The sequence below is a fragment of the Vibrio sp. V12_P9A6T4 genome (assembly GCF_963874835.1).
GTDB lineage: Bacteria > Pseudomonadota > Gammaproteobacteria > Enterobacterales > Vibrionaceae > Vibrio > Vibrio anguillarum.
This window is the reverse complement of record NZ_CAWNJO010000070.1, coordinates 1-23089: the sequence shown is the minus strand read 5'-3', so window position 1 is coordinate 23089 and position 23089 is coordinate 1. Positions and strand designations below refer to the sequence as shown.

General features: G+C 41.5%; 16 protein-coding genes. 13 read left to right on the top strand and 3 right to left on the bottom strand.

All coding sequences use genetic code 11. The features are described 5' to 3' along the window. Positions 1-244 precede the first annotated feature (244 nt). The 13 genes from AACQ42_RS11595 to AACQ42_RS11535 all read left to right on the top strand — a co-directional run bounded on the left by AACQ42_RS11595 (position 245) and on the right by AACQ42_RS11535 (position 17854). Positions 245-475 carry a hypothetical protein gene (locus AACQ42_RS11595; RefSeq protein WP_217898947.1) on the top strand — a complete coding sequence of 77 codons (231 nt, stop codon included), beginning with the start codon at positions 245-247 and terminating at the stop codon, positions 473-475. Then, positions 476-1117, top strand: coding sequence for a hypothetical protein (locus AACQ42_RS11590; RefSeq protein WP_094166075.1), 642 nt, complete (start codon positions 476-478; stop codon positions 1115-1117). It abuts the gene before it with no gap. A gap of 283 nt (positions 1118-1400) precedes the next feature. Further along, positions 1401-2360 carry a 5'-nucleotidase gene (locus AACQ42_RS11585; protein ID WP_086581741.1) on the top strand — a complete coding sequence of 320 codons (960 nt, stop codon included), beginning with the start codon at positions 1401-1403 and terminating at the stop codon, positions 2358-2360. Between the two features lie 132 nt (positions 2361-2492). Further along, complete coding sequence (locus AACQ42_RS11580) at positions 2493-3029, top strand: HEPN domain-containing protein (RefSeq protein WP_094166074.1); 537 nt, start codon at positions 2493-2495, stop codon at positions 3027-3029. A gap of 48 nt (positions 3030-3077) precedes the next feature. Beyond that, positions 3078-7154, top strand: coding sequence for a DEAD/DEAH box helicase (locus AACQ42_RS11575; RefSeq protein ID WP_094166073.1), 4077 nt, complete (start codon positions 3078-3080; stop codon positions 7152-7154). Further along, positions 7151-9250, top strand: a complete 2100-nt coding sequence (locus AACQ42_RS11570; RefSeq protein WP_094166072.1) for a PIN domain-containing protein — start codon at positions 7151-7153, stop codon at positions 9248-9250. The genes AACQ42_RS11575 and AACQ42_RS11570 overlap by 4 nt, the downstream gene beginning before the upstream one ends. After that, a complete protein-coding gene (locus tag AACQ42_RS11565; RefSeq protein WP_094166071.1) occupies positions 9247-10374 on the top strand; it encodes a hypothetical protein in 1128 nt (375 codons plus the stop codon). Before AACQ42_RS11570 ends, AACQ42_RS11565 begins: the two co-directional genes overlap by 4 nt. A gap of 5 nt (positions 10375-10379) precedes the next feature. Continuing rightward, positions 10380-12224 (top strand): AAA family ATPase, encoded by a 1845-nt coding sequence (locus AACQ42_RS11560; RefSeq protein ID WP_094166070.1) that lies wholly within the window; start codon positions 10380-10382, stop codon positions 12222-12224. Further along, the gene (locus AACQ42_RS11555) at positions 12221-12808 is read left to right on the top strand and encodes a 4Fe-4S single cluster domain-containing protein (protein WP_088729721.1); all 588 of its coding nucleotides are present in this window, start codon (positions 12221-12223) and stop codon (positions 12806-12808) included. The genes AACQ42_RS11560 and AACQ42_RS11555 overlap by 4 nt, the downstream gene beginning before the upstream one ends. Positions 12809-12897: 89 nt before the next feature. Continuing rightward, entirely contained in the window at positions 12898-13905 is a 1008-nt protein-coding gene (locus AACQ42_RS11550) for a radical SAM protein (RefSeq protein WP_088729720.1), read from the top strand. Continuing rightward, entirely contained in the window at positions 13899-14735 is an 837-nt protein-coding gene (locus AACQ42_RS11545) for a histidinol-phosphatase (RefSeq protein ID WP_094166069.1), read from the top strand. Before AACQ42_RS11550 ends, AACQ42_RS11545 begins: the two co-directional genes overlap by 7 nt. Further along, positions 14732-15754: a phosphoribosyltransferase family protein gene (locus AACQ42_RS11540; RefSeq protein ID WP_176429708.1), complete on the top strand. Its 1023-nt coding sequence runs from the start codon at positions 14732-14734 to the stop codon at positions 15752-15754. The genes AACQ42_RS11545 and AACQ42_RS11540 overlap by 4 nt, the downstream gene beginning before the upstream one ends. A gap of 12 nt (positions 15755-15766) precedes the next feature. Beyond that, positions 15767-17854, top strand: a complete 2088-nt coding sequence (locus AACQ42_RS11535; protein ID WP_094166067.1) for a capsular polysaccharide synthesis protein — start codon at positions 15767-15769, stop codon at positions 17852-17854. Positions 17855-18476: 622 nt separating this feature from the next. Here the strand turns inward: AACQ42_RS11535 and luxN are convergent. The 3 genes from luxN to tnpA form a co-directional block, all read right to left on the bottom strand. Further along, positions 18477-21056 carry a quorum-sensing autoinducer 1 sensor kinase/phosphatase LuxN gene (gene luxN, locus AACQ42_RS11530; protein ID WP_094166066.1) on the bottom strand — a complete coding sequence of 860 codons (2580 nt, stop codon included), beginning with the start codon at positions 21054-21056 and terminating at the stop codon, positions 18477-18479. Beyond that, complete coding sequence (gene vanM / locus AACQ42_RS11525) at positions 21049-22251, bottom strand: acyl-homoserine-lactone synthase VanM (protein WP_094166065.1); 1203 nt, start codon at positions 22249-22251, stop codon at positions 21049-21051. The genes luxN and vanM overlap by 8 nt, the downstream gene beginning before the upstream one ends. A 280-nt stretch (positions 22252-22531) precedes the next feature. Beyond that, a complete protein-coding gene (gene tnpA / locus AACQ42_RS11520; protein WP_064624342.1) occupies positions 22532-22969 on the bottom strand; it encodes an IS200/IS605 family transposase in 438 nt (145 codons plus the stop codon). Between the last annotated feature and the right edge of the window lie 120 nt (positions 22970-23089).

The following is a 23089-nucleotide window of genomic DNA, read 5'->3' as shown; positions in this document are numbered from 1 at the left end:
TAATTTTGGTCTAAGACTAGCTGCGCTGCTTCTAACTTAAATTCTGCGCTAAATAGTCGTCTTGTATGTTTTGTCATAATGTCACCTGTTAACTTATGAGGTGATGATATCACCTCTAACTAAGTGACCAAATTCACTATGCCACTACAGTCAAACTGCAGACCTTCGATTTATACAAATTCCTCACCATGGTAGCAAACGAAATATTGGGAAAACGGTACTTAATCGTTTAGTCGGGGAGCCTGTGGCACAAGGAGAATCCCGCGGCATTACAGCGATAGCTTCGACCGCAAAAGGGGCTGAGCCAAAACACCCAAGAAAAGTGGTTATGAATGCCTTTACTCACCGAGGAGTGAAAGTTCTCGCCACCAGAGGGACAGGGATCCACCATTATCACAATGCCCCAAACCGAGCCGGCTGGAATAGTTTAGATCCAGAACCTTACCACTATGAATATGACGATGAGGTGGCATAGATGGCTGGCTTATCTCTCAAAGCGAAAAATATCGCACCACTTTCTGTGTTAGTGGTTATTCAACTTATTGCTGTTACTATGGTTAACCGTCATACCTTCGATACCAGTTTGCTGGATATCCTAAAGGATACTGGGGGGACTATGCTGGCAATTAGTGTATTAGCAGGGTGGCTTAGCCACCTTATCCCTGCAGACTTAAAAAATGCACTGGTGTTTCTTCGTTGGCGAAATGTATTACCAGGTCATCGATTTATTCAGCTTGCCGAAAAGGATACTCGTATTGATATCGATTTGTTTAAGACGAGAGTGGTTGATTATGAATCTCTTAAATCTGACAACAAAAGCCAAAATAGTTACTGGTATCGGGAATTTTATCGACCGGTAACAAATCAGGATGAAGTAGCAACAACGCATAAATCGTATTTGCTTTACCGGGATGCAGCAGCGGTTTCCTTGATTAGTGCGGTTATCTTGGTGTTGACGAAATTGTTGGTAGACATACAGATGGCACAAATTGGTTTTGATTCCGTTTGGGTATTTGGTATTGCCATTATCGGTTTTATCGTCGCGGCGAGAAATGCAGGGCAGAGAATGGTCACCACAGCAATTGCTGTGAGCTTAACTACGATAGTTACAGAATAAATAACGTATATTAGCGGTTATTAAATAAAAGAGAATATAACAATGTCAGGTTCAGAGTGCACGACCATTGCTAATTATTGTTATGTCTGATAACAGCGGCAGTATGTCAGTTGACGGAAATTGTAGCAACACGAGTTATTGAGTTAACCGACAGTGCCATATATGTAGCAAAACGTGCAAAAAAGCATATGGAAATTTTGTGATATTCCTCAGTTGTAACGATGATAGATTTAAATATATGGTTCTGATTTTTATAATTATTTAAGATAGGTGAGGTATAACGATGCCATTGGATTTATCAAACACTCTTGTTATAGGCGTTAGTGCCACCGCGCTTTATGATATGGAAGAGTCAGATCGTATCTTCCGTGATACCAAAACATCAGACCCCGACACTGCGATTGAAAAATACCGAGATTTTATGCGTGAGCATGAAAATGAACCGCTATCTCCGGGAACGGGGTGGCATTTAGTGAAGGCTCTACTTGGCTTAAATCAGTATCAAATTGGAAATTCTCCTCTAGTGGAAGTAGTGGTGATGTCTCGTAATAGCCCTGACACTGGTTTGCGGGTATTGAATACTATTCGATATGACCAACTCAATATCACGCGTTCTGCATTTACTGCTGGAGAATCTGTTCCCGATTATCTAGACGCCTTTGATGTTGATCTGTTTTTAACAACCAGCGTGGAAGATGCACAAAAAGTTATTGATTCAAAGTTGTGTGCTGCTGCAATTCTAAAAGAGCCACCTCATGATGCTCCTGAAATCCCAGAGGGTCAGGTGCGTATTGCATTTGATGGTGATGCTGTGTTGTTTTCTGAAGAAAGCGAATTAGTTTACAAAACACAAGGGATTGCAGCATTTCATGCTCAAGAAGATGAAAAGCAAAATATTCCCATGGAAGAAGGTCCTTATGCTAGCTTGCTTAAAAAGCTTTCAACTCTTCAAGAGCGCTTACCAATGCGTGTTGAGTATTCTCCTGTTCGTATTGCAATTGTAACTGCTCGAAATAGTCCATCTGAGATGCGAGTTATAAAAACACTGCGTAGTTGGGGGGTATACGTTGATGAAGCCTTTTTTCTCGGAGGAGTAGAGAAGACAAAAGTTCTCAAAGCGTTTCGTCCACATATCTTTTTTGATGACCAGGACGTGCATTTAGATAAAGCCGCAAATCTAGTTCCTTCTGGGAAAGTACCTTATTTGAGTACGTCGGAACTATCCGTGAAACCGAAAGGTTAGACTTAATACATTCGTTATCTTTATCTGAAACGCAGGGGATTAAAAGGTACTAGATAGTAATGTCTTTAGGAAATGTAAAATTTGTTTGTAAACAATACGGCTGGTCAACCAACCAGAATAGAAGGAATTTATATGTGCCAAGCTAAAAGTGTATTTGATGTTTCGATTCAAGATGCGGAACGCATTTTAGAAGCATATGAACATATGAAGAACATCCCTGAGTTGGGTAGAGATCCTGAAGAATTAAAGCGTGCAGCATTAATTATGACTTTAACTGCTTGGGAAACGTATGTGGAAGACAAGATTAGTGAAGAGGTTGAAAGACAGACGAAAGTATTGCAAGGCTGTCAGATCGGGAATTTCATAAACAAAACCCTTGAGAATGACCTCAAGTACTTCCACACCCCGAATAGCAAGAAAACGAAAGATATATTTGAACGTTTTTTGGGGGTAGATGTAACAGAGTATTGGTCATGGCCTGGTTATGAAAATAAAGAGCGCACTAGAGCAAAGCTAAATGACTGGATCAAAAAGAGAGGAGATGCAGTTCATCGTTCAGTAACGGATAAGCAGACCTCACATCTAATCAGTAAACCAGAAGCAGAAAAATGTATTCGTTTTTTTAAAGGGTTAGTTGAAGTTACTGATAGGGCTTTAAGTATTGGATAATATTGCTGAATAGCGTTATGTATATAATATAAGATATTAGAGGTTGTTGTGTTAAGAGACTTTTTTAAACAGTTATCTACGCAAGATAAAAACGAACAGGAACCAGGAATAGATATAGAAGAGTCAAATGTTGAAGAGTTCAATTTTTACTCGTCGCGAGGTGGTATTCAAAAGTCGTCACCTGATGCTTTGAAAGGAACGCTATACTGGAGCAATGAAAACAACAGTAAATATGACTTTTTATTGCGTTCATTTAAGCGGCTATTAGGTAAAAACAAGCGGTTAGCTTTATATTATAAGCGCGTTTCTAAAGATGAAGAGGAGCAATTAGAGCAATTCCTTTCTGACTTTTTCCCTCAGAACATTCCGTTGTCTTATTTTGTCGCCAACCTTTCTCTTCAGGATAACTCTGATAAGCGTATCGCTCTAGCTATCAGGTTGCCGAATCATGGAAGCTTCATCGACCTTCTACCTCCTAACAGCACTGTTTCTATCCGTGGATATTGGCCAGTCAGAAAAAGAGATCCGGTATTTATCCCAGAAGATATTTTTACTACGCACAACGATGACAGCGCAGCATCTTATGAAGTTGAGTTACTTGCGACCGCATCCTCATTGACGCCAGAGCGAAACTCACGTGACAACGTGTTAACCCCAAAACTCGCCCTAGAACTCCCGCTCATCTCTGTAAAGACCGCCGATCGCCTTAAAGAATGGTTGGACTTCTTAACCTTCAAACGAGCATTGGTTAATGAAAAAACGATAGGTTTACGTTATCTAAAGTTCGACCTAAATGAACAAGATCAACTTGAGTTTTTGGTCATAGGTGGAAGCAAAAAAGAGTTAGAACATGCAAGTCATGTGTTTAGACGAAAAGATCTTGAAGCGTATGAGCTAGGTATTTCGACAGACAACTGGCAATTCAATATCAGTGATAAAAACCTTGCCAATCGTATACCTAGAGGCATGGAACTCGGTCAATTGAAAGGTCAGTTAAGCGTGATAGATGCTAATCAGAGCAAACCGTTCTCCGGGTTGCTGACTGAACTTCACGAGCAGGGAATAGATAAGCCACTTCTAGCAACAGTTACCATCGAGTTACCAGAAGAATGGAAAAACAAACTCGACAACGCAACGCATGACGATCCAAGCGATGATGAAGAAACGCAAGGTGATGACAATCCACTTCAATATCTTGATATCAGGAAAGAGCTTTTAGACAGTGTGCCCAAAGAAGGCTTTATTTCATTTCCTTCAGTCGGGGATTTGGCGCTTATCAAACGACATGAATATACGATCAAAAACCTGCGACAAAATGAAAATTGTTATTCCCCTTATCTGTCTAGCTACCTCTTCGATATCAATCAGGCAAACAAATTAGAGCAGCTTCCAATAGTAGAGACTTGGTTTAATGAAGCGCTCAATGATGCACAGAAAAATGCCGTAGCAAAAATGATGGGTGCGCCAGACTTGTGTTTAGTTCAGGGCCCTCCCGGAACCGGTAAAACGACGGTTATCGCAGAAGCAATTTTGCAACTGGCGAGACAAGGAGAAACCGTGTTGCTTGCCAGTCAGTCGCATGATGCTATTGATAATTGCTTGAGTTGTATACGTAACCATCCTGAATTAAGAGCGATCCGCTTAGCACGAGGGCAGGGGAAAATTACTGAAGAAGGGCTGGTCTTCTCTGAACATCGCTCCCTTGACCGTTATTACAGTAGCTTGCGTACACACGTTCAAACATCATGGATTGAACCTCAACAGATCAAAAAAGATGAAATCACTGAGCTTCAACAATGGATTGACCGCGCAGATTTCGTTGCGGCTGATATAGCAAAAGCGAAAAAAGCACACAGTGACACTCAACTTGAGTTCAAAGCAGGCCGCGGTCAACTTCTTCAGGTAAGAAAGTCGTTTGACGAAGCTAATGAGCAATACGCTCACCTTCAGGAGCAAAGACAGGCGACAAACCAAAGCATTGCATTTTTCAAACACGGTGAGGGTAATTTAACGCAAGCAGATTTTTTCCCTCAAAGTGCGCATATGTTGATTCATCGCTTGTTTAAGTTGTCAGAGATACAGATTAAGTTGCCGGATTTTTTCCATTGTTACGAGCCAACAGACAACCCAGAAAGCTTAGCCCTAATCATAGGTAAAACGCTGCCTATTTGGCGCGATGTGAAAAATCGTATTGAAAAAATGAAGCACGATATATTGCGTTTGCAAGCTGTTGGCGAGGGTGGTTTGCAAGATGACGAAACGCAGGTACGGCTGTCTAAGCTGGAAGAAGAGGAGAAGCTCCTTATCGTCAAAATGGAAACCGACGATAGCAATGTTCTAGCAGATCAATGGCGTAATACAAGAAGGCAGATTAAGAAGCTTAGAGAACAACAATCTGGATTAGATGAGCAGACCTATTCATGTTTTGCGGATAAAGAAATCTTTGCTAATGTAAGTAATGCATCGGAAACGGAACAATTACTTTCGGCGCGTATAAACAAACTAGACACCATTTATGATTCTATAGAACAAGCGATCCTAATCGTGGCCAACGATCAAGAAGGCTGGTTGAAGGAAAGCGGAAACGCAGAAGCACCGAATGATGATGCGATTAAACACAGCGAGTCAGTTTTGGCAAACTGCGAGAATAAGTTAAGAAAGCTACAGAGTAATCTTCAAAAGTCTAAGAATCAGGCAGGCAAGCTATTGTCCGAGCGGAACGTTGCTGAGTCTGAAGACTTTGAACTGCAATTGAGTAACGCTAAACAGTGTTTGAACAAACAGTCTTCCGAGTTACTGGAAGAAAGTCAGATCAGAGCTCCTTGGGAAGGTTTTTTCTCTGACTGGGCTGAAAACCTTTCAGAGAACAATGCGGCGCAGTCTGATTGGGCGCACATTGAAAATACCTTTGTTGAGAACTGTAATCTGATAGCCATTTCATGTAATGAAAGCGAACAGACGCTAAAAAATGCGGGGGTGGAAAGCTTTGATACGGTGGTTATTGATGAGGTATCTAAAGCGACACCAGTTGAATTACTTCTGCCACTTATGCGTGCCCGCAGAGCCATTCTAGTTGGGGACCATAGGCAGTTGCCGCCTGTATTTCAGGAAAGTCAGGACGCGCAAGCCTTTACGGATAAAGCCGAAGAAGCCATGGAGGAAGGGGATAGTAAGATACTCACCAAAGATAACCTTCGTCGCTTCGAGAAGTTGGTGACGGCGTCCTTGTTTAAGGAGCATTTTGAAAATGCGGACCCTTCAATACGCGAGCGGTTAATTGTCCAGTATCGAATGCATCCACAAATCATGAAAATCGTTAATCATTTTTATGAAGGACAGCTGCGATATGGTTTTGATTCTCCTGAGAAGAGTGAACAAATCAATAAGGAGAACCAGGATAGAAGGCACATGCATGGCATTGTTATCGATGGAAAAAACAACAAACTTATATCAAGCGAAAAGCGGTGCGCTAAAGATGGCGATGAGTATCTTGTTGAAGACCATATACTCTGGATCGATACATCCTATGACCTCAAGGGAAATTCATTTAGAGAAAGCGAAGAGCGTACCAACAGGCTTGAAGCCCGCTTGATTGCGCATACGCTGAAAAACATAAATGAGCAGTCCAGACAAAATGGCTTCAGCCAGAAAAAGAAACAGAAAGTTGGAGTGGTATCGTTCTATGCATCTCAGTGTCGTGTTATCCGAGATGAAATCCGCAAAGTTAATGGTGGAAACATTCAGTTTGATGCGATTCACGTGGAAATCAATACGGTAATTCGTTATCAGGGCAAAGAGAAACCGATCATTTTGATTAGCTTGGTCAGAAATGATGGCGGACCAAAGAACAAACGACGCTCTGCTAGAGCCAATGTTGCTCGGTATGAATTTATTAACGTTGCTATGTCCCGTGCACAAAACTTGTTAATCGTCTTTGGTGCGAGAAATATGTTGGAGCAAAGGGATGTATATCTCCCGAATATGGATGCACCGGGGACTCAGAAAAAGCAGGTGTATCGAAACATCTTTGGAGATCTCGATCGTGCTGCTCGGATATTCCCTGCTTCAGAGATGCGAATTAAAGAAGAGTCGACAAGCAACAGAAAAGAGAGGGCGCGTAAATGAGATACCTTCAAAACCATAAAATAGCCGTGCCTGTATATGAGATAAACTCTCAGATTTCTTATCAAACTATTCGTAAACCAACGGTTTTTGAAAAAAGCTTCCTGCAATTATTGGTTAAATATCGGAATGACTTGGGCCACCAAAGCATTGATCAGATTACTCAAGAACTAAAGACGGATTCAGTATTTTTCATTGAAGGGCTCAGGTATCTGATGGACTTTAATGCCGTTGAGATTATGCACGGACTGTCGATAGATGAAGGAGGAACACTGACGCTGGATAGTTTTGATGTAACACCAAGCGGAAAAAAATTTTTGGCCGATAATGCATTGCCTAGTAGTAACAAAAATACGTCAGAGACTCACTATTATCATCCGGTACTAAGAAAGCTCGTAAACAAAAACGGTTTGCGAAAAGACGTCAATGATGATGTAGCTTCAATAAATCCTCGTTCAATAGACGTGACCTTAGCAGTTGTAGAAGGCATTGTTGAAGAGCGCATTCGTGGTGAGTGGCAAAGTAAGCCAAATATAAGAATTGAACGTGTAAAACCGCAATTATCAGAAAATTCGTGGGACATTAAAACACTCTCTCTCGATATCGATACCAATGGAAACGTGAATGTCACCTCGTCGGAAAAGTCTTTTCTGAGTTGGTTGAATGCGGCAGACAAAGAGTTTTTATGGTCTCAAATCGTACAGGACTGTTTTTCAAACCATGCGGAGATCGAATTACCATCGTTCAAATGGCAGCAGGTCAAAGCCTTAGCCGCTCCCGAGCATACCAAGCGACTGAACAATATTAGTGCATCGAGGCTTATTGTGACTCGGGAAAGTGTGGATGTCAGCAAACTGCCGACAATATGTTTAGCCGCAGAGGATGACGTTTCTCTATCTGGGAATCTACTTACTCTTCCTAAACAACGAGTTGAGGCGAGAGATAGCCTAGAAGCGTTGAATATTGATAGCAATTTTAATGCGTTTGAGATCCACGCAGGTAATACAACGGTTCACTTTGCTGGCCAGCCGAGACGCGTTGACTTGGCAGTAAAACTAAGTGGCTCGGAACTTTGGGAGGATATTAAACAGTACCTTTTAGAAACAAACGACGTCGATGTCATACTGTTTTCATCATTATTGGGCGTGGAACAAGCGGTGGAACGTTTGCCAACAACTGACATCGGAAACGTTAAACAATACTACGACAGGATCAAAAATGTCGTCCCTGACGTAAGCGCAAAACTTTTTGAAAACAAAGTACTACCTGTCGCGAATTTAGAAGAGCTGGAACAGTATCAGGCGCTGTTTGCGAATAAACATCTGTCGAGTCAAAAGCTACTCCCAACGTGTGTGACTGCCCTTATTCAGCACTCGTTATCTGAGAGAAAAGTTATCCCTAACCTTATGGTGACAACAGTGCTGAATGAGTTGTCCAAGGCTTATTTTGCTATTCAGGATATGGCGGGGAAAAGTTACTTTGAATCTGGCGACTTGGCACATGTCACGGCTGATCACCGACTGTTCACGTTAATCACAGACTGGAAAGCGGCACTTAAAAAACTGTCTAACGTAGTGCCGTCACAGTGTTTGGACGTGCCTTCATTGAAGCTTGCTGAAGCTCGCATTGATCGGCTTGAGCAACATATTGCTTCTTCATTTTCCGCGTCTAGAGCAGATAACAAACGGGTCGTCGTGATTGATACCAACTGTTTAATGCACAGGCTACCACTGCTCGACCAAATCAAATCATCCGACTATTTGGTGATACCAGCGGTTGTTTTGGATGAACTTGACGGATTGAAAATGGACAAGAAAAAAGGCGAGTTCAGTGAAAAGGCCAAACAAGCAAGAAAAGCGATAGACAGATTAATGCGATTGCCTGAAGGCCAGCACTATGAGCAGGAACATTTGAACTTGCTACAGAAAAACAGAAACAACACAGCAGATGCAAAAGTGCTGTCTGTCGCTGCCTACTATCGATTAGGAAAGGTTCTACTAGTGACTGAAGATAAGAACCTGCGAAACATGGCGAACGCAGAAAACATCCCAACCCAGCATGTAAACCATTATATTGGTAAGCAAGGAAATGCGAAATGAGTGAATATCACGAGCGCCAATATCGCTTGGCAAGAGAGCGGGAAATTGCAGCGCGTCGAGTCAGACAGACCACGCAAGAATACGTAGACCGTTATGAAGCAATCTTATCAGACGTGTTAGCGCAGGGACTAGAAGAGTTTGTCCAAAGTGACTACACCCGATTGCGTAGTCAGCTCAATAATCTGCAAAGAGAGCTGCATAATGACCCATTTAGAGCGCGTGAAATCAGCATGTCCATTGGTCAGGCAATACATGCATTGCCACGTAATGCTCGTAGCATAAGAAAAGAAGTGGAACACGCAGAGCATCAGGCATATGTGGCTGCATTGAAGGAGAAAGAGGAAAAGGAGCGCCAGCACAAGAGTCATTTGCTTAACGTATGGCAACAAGAGCTATTGAACTGGAATGATAAGCTTAGCCGTAATGCGGTACTAAGAGAATTGAATGAGCTGTATGCGACCCTTTTTTCAAACGAGAGAAGTGTTAGCGAAGACGATATTAAAACGGCTTTGGGCAACCTAAAGATCGAAGCTGAACAGAGAGCTCACAGACGGCGGGAACAAATAAATAAGCAAAGTCAGAAGGAAGCGAGTGCGGAGCTTACTCAAGTGATCTCTAAAGATATCGTGAAAAATCTTTCTCAAGAAAAAGCGCTTGGCCTGACTGAGCAGCTCGAGTTGGTAAGAAGAAAAACAAATGATGAGCCAGAAAAAAGTCAGGAGTTACTCAATGAGATAAGTAAGCAAATGGATACCGCCATTGAAGAAGAAGCAGTACGACGTGAGATGGTCAAGGCCGTTTACAAATCTCTCCAAGAAGCTGGATTCCATGTACAAAAGCCCAAATTAGTAAAGAATAAAGGCAAGGATGAAGTCTTGATTGCCGCATCTCGCCCCGCTGGGAACAGAGCCTTATTTCAGATAGAACTTGATGGTCAGTGCACCTACAAGTTTGACAACTACAAAGGCCAAACCTGCCAGAAGGACATTCAACAAGTCTTGCCAAAACTCACGGATATTTATGGCGTAGATTTGTCAGAAGCTCGTGTCTTATGGAGTAACCCGGACGATGAAGATGCGGAAATGAAACCAATTCCTTCCCAAACACAACGAATGAACAAGTAGGCGCAATGAATAACAAAGTATTAGCGGGTTGGCTTGATGATTTTTTACGTCAGGCAAAGCTACGTCGCGGTATCGTCTTAAGTGGCAATGTGATCGATTTAGCTTTTTCGGCGCAACATAGCATCATGCCGATGCGAGAAGTATTAGATAGCAGCCTTAAAAAAGCGGGCTTTAAACATGTGGTATTTTATTCCCGTGTGAGCGGGATTTCAGGTGTCACAGCACAAGAGTGGCAAAATTTGCAGTCACAGTTGCAATCATCTACCGATGAATTGGAGGGAGATGATTACGATTTGGGCGAAGATTTTGGTTCCGAGACTGAAACGTTAAACCCGACGACAGAGATAACACCAGAAGATTTCTTCGCAATGGCGCAGCGTGTCATGCTTGATCATAACGCGGCGAAGACGGCATTTATCATCGATTGGTCGAACTATTTATTTGGTCAGGTTAATGCATTATCAGAGCAAGAGCGCGGTTGGTTATTGCAGATCTCCCAAGGTCTTCGTAACGCTCGCGACGCTGTCACGGCAAGTGAAGTAGATAAGGTTCAAAGTCTGATGGTGTTTATGTGTCAGGGCGCAAGTATCTTGCCGCCTTCTCTTTATTTAGGAAACCCCCAGTTCTCAGAAGTTAACATTCCGCTGCCTAATCGAGAGAGCAGAAAGCAAGCCATTCTGTCTCTCGCTCATGTTTTTGATGTGGATGAAACACTAAGCTCCGGCTCACGTGCATTGGAAGATCTGGCAGATTTAACTGATGCCCTGACACTCAGAGACATCAACCACCTGGCTAGACTATCCCGCCAACAAGAAGGCTCGCTGAGTATCGATGCGCTCGTCTCTCTGTATCGCTATGGAAAGAAAGAGTCGCCTTGGGAGCAACTCAATCGCGACAAGCTAAAAACAACCACAGAAACGCTAAGCCGCCGAGTGAAAGGGCAACAGGAAGCAATAGAAACGGTTAAAAAAGTACTGATCCGAGCCTACACCGGACTTTCTGGCCTGCAACATTCCTCCCGTTCCAGAACCCCGAAAGGTGCATTGTTCTTTGTTGGACCGACCGGTGTGGGTAAAACCGAGTTAGCTAAATCACTGGCAAGTTTTTTATTCGGTGATGAAGACGCATGCCTGCGATTTGACATGTCTGAGTTCAATCATGAACACGCTGACCAGCGATTAATTGGTGCTCCTCCGGGCTACGTTGGTTTCGAAGAAGGCGGACAACTTACTAATGCAGTAAAACGTCGTCCCTTTTCTCTGTTGTTGTTTGACGAGATAGAAAAAGCGCACCCACGAATTCTGGATAAATTCCTACAAATACTTGAAGACGGACGCTTAACTGACGGTAAAGGTGAAACCATCATGTTTTCTGATACGTTTATCGTCTTTACGTCAAACATTGGTGCGAGCACTATTCAGCCGGGGCACAATACCGCTGAAGCGTTTAAGAGCGCCGTAAGCCATCACTTTGTAAATGAACTGAAACGTCCAGAGCTGCTGGGTCGTATTGGTGAAGCCAATATCGTTCCATTCAACTTCATGCAAGATAGAGAATTTCTTGTTTCCATAGCAAAAACCAAACTTGAGCCGTTAAAGAATCGCCTTAAGGAAAAATGGTTAATTTCCGATTTAGTTTTCGAGGATGAAGATCAAGCGCTTAGCACCATCATCGATAAGGTCGACCCGCAAAGTGGTGGACGAGGCGTATTAAATGCATTGGTCTCTTGTCTCTTTGACCCGTTGGCTCAATTTCTGTTTGAAGAAGTTGATGATGCGAATGCGCTTGCTGGTAAAACTATCTCGGTTGTTCAAGCGGGTAAGTCTTTCGACTTTGATATCCTCCGATGAGTTATCTGAACATCGCCGCCGTTGTTGACCAAACCAATGCGGAAGGGCCGGGATTAAGAACGGCGATTTGGGTGCAGGGTTGTCTAAAAAGATGCCGCGGTTGCTGCAATCCGGCTTTTCTGGAGATAAAACCAGCAAAGGTATTGTCTTCAGAAGACATTTGCCAGCGTATTAAAAGCAATTATCAAAACTATGGAATAGAGGGGATTACGCTTCTGGGCGGGGAACCGTTTTTACAGGCGGCAGGCTTGGTTGATATCGCTAAGTTCACTCGAGAGTTGGGGTTAACCGTCATGATATTTACTGGTTACAACATGGAGGAACTTAGTGACGAGAAGTTTAAAGGCGCGTTAAAGCTGATTCAGTTTACCGATCTATTAATTGATGGGGAATATGATCATCATCAACCAGAAACAAACAGGAACTGGGTCGGTTCGACAAACCAGAACTTTCATTACCTCAGCGAGCGTTACGATAAAAATATAGAAGTGGACGATAATTTAATTACAAATGAATGGAGGATCTCTTCTGAGAATAATCTTGTCGTAAATGGGCTGCCTTTTATTATTAGGAGCTCGGAATAACATGCCTTAGATTTCAGGTGTTGATACTAATCAAGAGCAATTACACAACTCCAATTCGCGAAATAGAAAAGCAGTATATTTGAGACAATATGAAACTAACTAATCACCTGTTGTATATTGATATTACACAATTTTGTGGTATCGGCTGCGATTTTTGTATGTACACAGAAAAGCACGCAAAGAGTCACTTGAAGCTATCTTCTAAAGCTATCACTAACCTGTCTAGGTTAATAAATGATCCAGAAGTAAAAAGAATATCCGTCAGTGGAGAAGGTGAGCCACTTAACAACATCCACGTTTTCTATCAGATTCTTGCTATTTCAAAAGGAAATAGACAGTTTGAGTTCATAACTAGCGGATACTTAGAGCATGAGAAACTTAAAAGTGCTTTTAGAGAGATTGATAGAATAGTTGAAGCCAATGGCGATCAGTGCAACATAAGACTTAGTTCTGATTCTCACCACATACCCAAGCTTAAACATCTGCCACATGGTAAATGCATCGATGACTTCAAAGAAGGTACGTATAGCAATTTGACACTGTCCTTCCGTTCGATTGACCCTGACAGGGAGTTCACAAGACGATATCTCATTGACCAAGTCAAAGCTATTGGCTTCAACGCCAAAGTTAGATCAACAGGTGCTCTCGAGGATGTAGTCGAAGTAGAAGGCACTGAATTCCGAATTGATTACAAGAATCTGGTCAAGCCACATGGTATGTATGAACAATATATGAGCATGTGGCAATACATCGACAGTATAGAACAGAAAACAGGTAAGCCGTTCACGTTAGGTAGTATCAACAAGCAAGAGAATGGTTTAGATGTAACGATTAAACCTAACGGTGACGTGTATTTGTATGGTCTCGAAATAAGACGTCTGGGAAACATCCATGAAGATAAAATATCCTATGAACTCATAAAACAAGTTTTGCTCTCAAATGAAGTTATGCGAAAGCTGTATGAGGAGCCGTTTAGAGAAGCGATCTTTTCTTTGGGGGATAGAGAAGTTATTAGTAAAGCAATTGAAACCGTAAATAACCCTTATTGGTTGATGAAGGAAATCTACACAGAAATTAGGTTGGACTTGGCATGTTAGATCTCCATACTCATAGTCAATATTCAAAGCATGCTAAAGGTGAAGTTGAAGATGTTGTAAAGTCAGCTATCGCTCAAGGCATTAAAATCTTGTGCTTAACAGATCACGCACCATACTTCGTAGACAGCGAAAATCGAATTTTAGAATCTGAATTAGCGAACTATGTCAAGGAAGTCAGGTCTATGGCTGCCAAGTATTCAGAAAAGATCAAAGTTCTTGTTGGCTTGGAAATTGATTATCATCCACAACATGAGGATTACATAGCCAGCCTCATAAAATCTGTAGAAGTAGATTATGTCATCGGAGCAATACATTACGTCTATGTTAACGGAATTAAAATTAATGTATGGGATGTTGAGAACTTATCGACCATAGAGTTTCTCGATAACTATTTTTCTTACTTACATAAAATGATAATAAGCGGCTTTTTTGATTCTATTGCTCACCCCGATACTATCATGCGAGGAGGCATAGGGGAGCGCGAGTTCTGTGAACGATTTGTTCCTCTTGTACAAGAGATGAAAGTCCATGATGTTGCCTATGAAATTAACTGTTCTTCTCTTACCAAGTCGAACTACGACCCTGCAACAAAGTGTAAAACCAAGGGTAAAGCTGTTTATCCAAATTATGACCTCGTTACGGCAATGGTAGAACAAGGCTTGAGTTTTACTATCGGTTCAGATGCCCACTCTCCGCTAAATGTTGGTTTTGGAGTTCGTGAGAATCTAGAACTATGCGTAAAAGCTGGAATGGACACTGTAACTTACTACGAAGCAAGAAGACCTGTTGTTTTACTTATAAATCAGTTGTTGAAAGGGAAGTGCTCATGAGACTAAATATTAAAAAGGAACGAACAGAGTTTTCTTTTGAATCCTTTAAAGAGCTGAGAAAAAAATCATGTGGCAAAATGTGCTCCAATGAGATGTCGGTTAAAGCATATAACCAACAGTTCAACACCATTACTTCGGTCATTATCTCGCATGATAGTTCTGGTTTTTATCACATCCTTGATAGGGAGGATGCGAATGATTTTGCTCAAACTTATAGCAGAGCAAAGCACGGAAGCATGAAAGACATCATCACCTTGTCTGAAATGGTTGTTTCGACTTTTATATCCCGGTTTGATGATACGCAAAGCTCAATATATCAATTGTTTCAAGGACTAGAAATGGATACCGACACGTTGGTGTTGATTGTCCCAGGTTCGAGGAATATAGAATCTTCATCGAATTTAATATTCGATATCGCCCTTCGAAAGATAAACGTGTTTTTGGCGCGAAACAATTATCCGACAATTATAAATGTAAAGTTGCCACGGCTAGACCCACCTGTTGAAAACTATGCGCAATTATCTCAGGAAGAAAGGGAAGAAATCTCAAAGGTCAGAGATCATATCTTGCCCGGAGAGGGGTTCTACAAGAACAGGAATGTTCACTTGTTCTTTGGCGACGATGTCCTCATAACGGGCGCAACAGCAGACAAAGTAGTAAGTTCAGCATTGCAGCAAGGTGCTAAGTCATTTCATTCGATTTATGCAGCCGTCGTGGATCCTGTTCTCGTTGAACGCATGCCAGAAATAGAGAATGTATTGAATACGAGTTGTCTTAAGGGAGGGATTTGTCAGACCTTTATTGAAAGCGTCTGCAACGAGAATTTAATACCTGTAATGAAAACCTACAACATACTTCTAGATCCTAGTAATTATGAAGCGCTGACTCAGAAAATTGCATGCATACCCACTAACGTTCTAGAAACACTATATGTTTACGCAATGAACAATGGATACAGTAAGCATTCAAAATATAAAGACTCTCTGCTGTACGTAGAAAAGCATTTAAGTCTTAATTAAAAGGTGGCTCGATTGTCAGCGCTTAGAGAGAGCTTGATACAGATTCTTGATAGGTTATTTGCCTTCATCAAGCGGTTTTCGAAGAAAAATAGCGACATCAAACATGTCGTTTTCGTTAATTGGAATGGTAAATACGGTGACGCCATTGCTTCGGCTCCTATCATCAAACTCCTGACGTTCCGCAGCGGCATAAGAGTGAGCGTCATTACCAATGAGCCATTGCGTACTCTCTACAATTCGGTGATTCAAGTAGATTCCTTTCACGGAATTGATAACAATTTTAGTTGGCTTAATCTAGTTGCGGTCGCATTCAATGTGAAGAAATGTGATGCTCTTATCCCACTATTTGGCAAGCTAGGTGTAAAGGACGTCTTATTTGCTTTGCTCTTAAACCCTAAAGTTGTGTTTAGTACCGATAGTTCTTTAAAAATATCAAGTAAGGCATTCATAGATAACTCGAAACATAATGATATCTATGAACTCTACCAGTTGATTACCGATATGGTCACGGGCGAGGAAAATGCTATGGTTGGTGCTTGTTTATATGTAGAGAATGAGAGCGTTACAAAAAGTTATGATTACTTGATCAACCCTTACGGGAGTCGGGAAGACAAATCACTTTCTATCGATAAAACTAAGTCTCTTATCATGCATCTAGCAGCGTCTCACTGTGATTGTAGCTTTGGTCTCATGTACTCTCCGGATTCTATACAGTCAGCAACACGGTTGGTTGATGACCTTGACTTGCCTAATGTGGAGTTAGTAAAAGGAATAGCAAGTTTTGAGAGTGTAATTCCAATTATTCGCAATGCAGGGCTATTGATCTCGGTAGACACATCTCTTGTCCATGTTTCTAAAGTGTTAAATAAAGATGTCGTCGCTATTTATCCTGAGACTAAGTATTTTAATATTTGGCAACCATCAGCAAGTAGAAGCTTTGAAGTTGTCCAGAGTAAAGGCTTGGTCGATTTTGGAGATATCAAGGATATGAATCAATTTGAAATTGCTGATGTCGACTATGCGTTAGCCCGAATTAAAAATAGTGATAGGCTGGCAAGTAAAAAAGTTGTTTTCTTTTACTGGCATTCTTCCAAGGAGGATATGCCTATCGGTCATGCTCTAAATATAAAAAACTTAGAGTCTAGGTTAAGTGGTAGTGATTGGGTTGTGATCATTACTACACAAGACAAGCGTTCGCCTGATTATATTGAAAACTACATTTCCTTGCCGCCATACTTTCATCGGCTAATAGAGAAGACTGGTGATCCGAGTATTCAGCATGGAAACCATAGCGACCTTATTAGGCTTAGGCTTTTGGAAAAATATGGTGGTGTGTATCTTGATACAAGCACTATCTTTCTCAAGCATGACTTTGACGAGGTGTCTCTATATAAAAGATTTAAGGAGTCGCCTTGCGCTTCTTTAGCTGGGTATACAAACGTTACGTTTACTCGAAAAGATGATCGAGGCATTAATTACTTCGATGATGCCAAAGATGGTATAGAGTTAGGTGTTCTTTATGCCCAAAAAATGTCTAACGTCTTGCGAGAACTCAATCGAGAGATTGATAAATATTGGGAATGGAAAACTATTGATAAAGATTATAGAAATTACCCGCCATTTAGGAAATTTGGTTTAGGGCAAATTAGCTTTCTTAATGAGTATCATGTTCATTATTCAATCTACCATCTTATATTAACTAGGCAGCCAGAGTTGCAACGCGAAATAATTGTACAAAGTATGCATAGAAAAGGTAAGGAAACGGCTATTGCTCACGGCCCATATGCCCTTTCAGATATATTCTGCCGTGGGAAAAGTTCTTACGAACCGGCTTCACCAGAAAAGATGCTGCACTGTTTTGTCGAGGGGAGTATGGATACGTGGGATGGTGTATCAACTTCACTAGATGAACGCATTGGCATTTGCCAAGAAATAGAGTTTTTGGTAATTCCAGGATATTTGAGGAAGGAGTTGGAGCAAGAGTTTACTTGCCTAGCAGACTATTTAAACAGGAAAAGTCTTTACCACGAGTTCTATAGCTTTTTAGCTATTGAGATCGAGCTAAGTAATGTCAAATACACAGCTATGTGTAACAGCTAATCAAGCATATGGATGACTTAAGTAAGAAAGTTTCTTACAGAGCTATCAGGTTTTCCACGTTGCTGTCACAAAAATATCAACATATGGTTGTTTTAAGCGATATCAACATATGGTTGCTTTTTGAGTAAGCTATTGAAGTAAAAGAAATCGTTGATATCAATTTATGGTTGTTTCAACACATAATTAATCAGAGCCGCTTTTGCGGCTCTGATTAATTATGCCCCTCACTACGAAGAGTGTATCGCGCTGTTAAAAAGAAAATAATTGCCTAGTAAGAAAAAAGCCGCCAAAAATAGGCGGCTAAAAGTGTGCAAGCAAAGGTGTTGTTCAAGTCGAACCTGTCTTTCGCTACAAACAATAGACTGAAAAGGTGCGGTGCTCAACCCTGTCGTTCATGAAATGAGATTTACAACAAGGCGCATATGTAATTATTGCATGTGTAACTTGCATGGGTTCATTAGATATTCAGCTAGAACCACTTGGGGGAGCTCAGGTCAAGGCTTGGCGAGTGTAGGTAGTAGACGGTTTATAATAGATTATGCGGTTTTAAAATGTCAGCCAGCACTGAAATGGTTTTGGTACTGGCTGAGTTTTTCTTTGGATGTTGGTGTCTTCAATTACGTCAAATAACCGTTCCACTCTTTGCTGTATGAGCATTGGGTACAACGTCTCTATTTAACCAATGGCTGATTACTTGCTGTAACGCATTTAATGACGTCGGTTTCTCTAAACGACCGTCCATCAGCTTGCTAATCATTTCTAGCTCACGTTCGCCAGATTCACCTGACAGCGCAATGATAGGAACCTGCGGAGAATGCGCCTTAATGATTTTGCTGGCTTCAAAACCATTCATAACTGGCATTTGAATATCCATCAAAATCAAATCGATGGAATTCGCTTTAAAGATTTCTACTGCATTTTCACCGTTGTTTGCCTGCAAGTTGTTAACACCAAGTTGGTTCAGATACATTTGAACTAGTGAGCGTTGTACTTCTTTATCGTCAACGATGAGCACCGTGGGTGCTTTGTTATTGATTAGAAATGGCTTATCGATTGGTTGTATATCGTCAACGGTTCTTTGCTCTGTATTCGGTTTAGGTTGTTGCCAACTTTTGAAATCAGGAGTACGAAGCGAGTCGGCTTGGGGAGCATTGGGTACCATAGGAAAGTATAAGTGGAATTCTGTAAACTCCCCCAGTTTCGATTTGCATTCAACTCGGCCGCCAAAAGAGCGCATGACACGCTGGCAATAGCCGAGCCCCAGACCGCTGCCTCCGCTTTTTTGATAAGAGAAAAAGTCATCGAAAATCTTATAAGAAATGGCGTCGTCAATCCCCGGGCCTGTATCTCTGAAGATTAAAATATTTTCATAAGTACCGATTTGAGTTGTGATCTCAATTTGGCTATTTGGGTAGGAATCAAAATAATAAATTGCGTTACGAATCAAGTTGAAAATAACAAAGTTGAATAAGGTTTCATTAAGTTTTGCTACGAAGTCATCTTGTTGTGGTAAGTGAATTCGCTCAATTACTTTCTCGTTCTCAAAGCCATATTGACTGACCGCCTGATCAACGGCTTTGTGGATCGACGTCATTGTAATCGGTTCGTGTTCAGGCGAACTATCGCTGACCTCGCGCAAGATAATATCAATCAACTGCCGCCCACGTTGAATAGCCGCTTGGCCGTTTTCAATATCCTGTTTAATTTGTTGTGCGGGCGCTTGACTATCAATATGTTGCTTTAAAATTTCAAAATGCAATTGTACTTGAGCGAGCGGGTTACGCATTTCATGCGCAATTGAATTCGCTAATGCGCGACTTTGGCAGACACGTCTATCCGCTTCAATAATACTTTGTATTCGTGTTAGCAAGGTTTGAAGTGCAGCGATTTCTTCATTAGAAAACATCTGGTTATTGATTTTGTGTGGCGAGATTAATAAATGTGTGACCAATTTGCTGTGGCCAAACAGCGGCATAACCAACGCTGTATTGTTTGAGCTCATTTTGTCATAGAGGGCTTTGATCGAGTTTTTTGCCGCGGTTTTGTTGTCTAATTTTTCAAACAATTCATCAAACACTAGTGCGGTTTGTTTGGATGAAAGGTAACGTTCGTAGACGGTTTCGTTATAGTTACTATTAACGAACTGCAGCTTATCATCGGCGATGTACAATAACTGGCCTAAACGGCGCATCGCATCATCAATTGACCGCTTGAAATCGTCTTCCAAAGCGAGAATTTGCTCTACAGGAGTCTGCTGATTGCCGTAAATCAGTAAAGAGGCGTAACGGCTCAAGCGTTTGTAGAGTGGATTCCAAGTAATACCAATAAGTGCACAGAGTGGTATTGCAATCAGCCATTGGTTGCTGTCGGTGAGAGGGATGAAGATCGCGCCGAGCGGTATGAATAAAACCCCACATACTAACGCAGTATTGAGACACAGGTAAGCAAGGTATTTCACACTGTAGAAGCGTGAAGTGATAAGAGCATAGCCAACAAACATCATTTCGCTGATGGAGAGTGCCGGAGGCAGCCAAGAGAGTGAGAAATCTTGAAAGAAAAAGGTGATTCCTATGTGGATAACTAGTGTTGAAAGCATGTATACCAATATACCTGCAATAATATAATTGGTTTTGGCCAGTGCTAACTTACTACTATTGGTTCGCATTACGACCAAGTTAAATAACGTCAGTATCACTGAACATAGCATGGCATTAAAGAAGTAAGGTGTATGGGGCCCAAATTCAATGACAAACTCGCTCGGTCCGACAATATCAACATGTTTCACCGTGAGGTTAGATTGCAAGTTAATAAGTACGGAGTAGGCCGCTATAGTAATAAATATCAGCCGTTGCCAAAGGTGTACTTTGCCTTTTCTTTGTTCGGCAGAGAGCTGACATGAGAAATAGTAGGCAAAAACAAATGCAAGGGATGCAGAAATATTGGCAATTTCTGCCATAAAGATTGCTCTATTTACACCAAGCTCAACTAGCCAATCAGTATGGAAATATGCATTACTTCCTATCCAAGCGATGATACACGAGGAATAAGCGATGTAGGAGGCGTGGTGTGTGCCAAAAATTACTTCATTTTTTTGTTTAAGACGATAGCAATAGTAAGTTAACCAAACGAGCACCATGGCTACTGCTGCGATAAGCGTTATCGCTTTGGGATAGAGAATTGGATCTAAGTTGAGGTTAAGCATACTCTTTCTCTTTCCTTTTGGTTAAATCGTACTTCCTACGCTGAGAAACTGCATGTCGATAGTCACGAAAATTGGTATCACTGAAAACCTTATCCATCCTTTCAATAATCCAGAATCCACGATAACTTTGTTTTCCGTTATTATTTAAGTCGTTATATCCAGAACGGAAATACGATTTTGGTTCGATAGTTTGATAAAAATTGAGTATGAAAGGTTGTTCGATAATGGTGAAACCAATTTTATACCCCATTTGATTTAGTATTTGGATGAGCTTTTTTTGAGCAAGGTAGAGAAAATAGAGCTTTTGTTGAGCGTTACCACTGACGGTTAAACGCAGCACTTCACAGACCGCTTGCGTACCAGTCAATTGTCGCCGAAATTGATGATCGAATTCTGGGAGAGAGTCGCATTTCGACAATGCTGGTTTGAAAAGCTGTAATTCCATCAAAACATCGTAACTATGATCGGGTAAACAGAATTGCCACTGTTCGTTACTGAATTGCTGTGCGTAACTAAGCCAAGTCTGATTTACTGACCAATCTTGTACCAACATTGAAGCGACCAGTGTGGGAGATGCTTCGTTATTAGGATGCTTGAGTAAAACAAAGTGCTTCCCTTTTTGTGATAAGGACAATAAAGGCAGCATCTCGTACCACTTTTCGCCTTTAATAAATAGCTCAAGATTGCTCAAGGTGATCGCATCTTTGATGGGCATTTTTTGCGGGTGACTGGGCGTTGTGACCCAAAGTTCAGAATCCTCTATCTGGTCGATCAAAAAACCACGGTAAGCACAGTCTTTAAGTGGCAGTTCGATACGAGGAGGAGCATCTGCTTCGATAGGGAATAGTGTTTTTATAGCCGCAATTTCGCATTCACACCAGAAATCTAGCCAATGCGAATAACACTCGCTGACGGCTTGCTCAAGATGTGCTATCTCTTCACCGAATGTATTCGGATAGCGCCGGATGAGCTCTCGGTAGTCCATCAATTCAAACAGTACTGAGAAGCTTTTATTGTGATGTTCAGGAAATAGGTTGAGTAATTGGTTTTTGCGGTGATCTGTAACGGCGCGAAAAAGATCAGCCCGTTGCTGTGGTTGATAAGTATTGATGACGAACTCTACCAGAGCCCGCTGTTTTTTTTCAATAGGCAGACTGCTTGTCAGCCGTGAGCCTAAAGATGATATTATTTTCATAGAGTTAACCTAGCCTAGGTTTATTTAATTATTTTTTATTAGTTTTATTAGATAGGCTCCAGTAAATGAGACTTTGATTTAGGAGGGTATTTGGCGTCACGTCAGTTAGTAGCAGTAACCGCGATTGTATTTGTACCTAACATCCTAAGTGCCAGTTGCATATCCACAGCAAGTTTACTACTTGCATTTACCCTCCACAACAGAGTTTTATAGTAAAAATCCGCCTTCTTAGAAGGCGGCTTTGGTTTATAGCCCCCTATAAGGGGGCATCCCTGCGCTGCTAGTTTATCTTCAACTCTAACTGCGCCTCATATTCTTGATCTTTCTTGTCTTGGTGCCTTACGTAACGCCTGATGATTTCTTCATTCACACCAACTGTGTCAACAAAGTATCCCCTTGCCCAAAAATGATTACCCCACAGTTTCTTTCTTATATGTGGGAACTTGTTAAACAAGCGGATTGCTGAACGCCCTTTCAATACTCCCATCAACGTTGATATCGAAACTTTTGGTGGAACTATCACAACCAAGTGAACGTGATCCGGCTGAACATTTAATTCCAAGACTTCACAATCTTTCATATTGCACAAAATATAGATTGAGCGATAAAGCTCTTTACCTACATTCCCTTTCAAGATCTTAAATCTGTATTTCGGTGTCCAAACTATGTGGTATTTGCAACGCCAATATACATGTGATGAACTTCTATAATCGCCCATGTTTTTAGTTTCCTCTTACTTGTGGTGAATAAGAGGTTTACTTCTAGCATGGGCACTCCTTCGGGCAATAGCCCCAAGGTTGAATCACCACCGCCCAAGGCGGTGGTTTAGGGATGACAA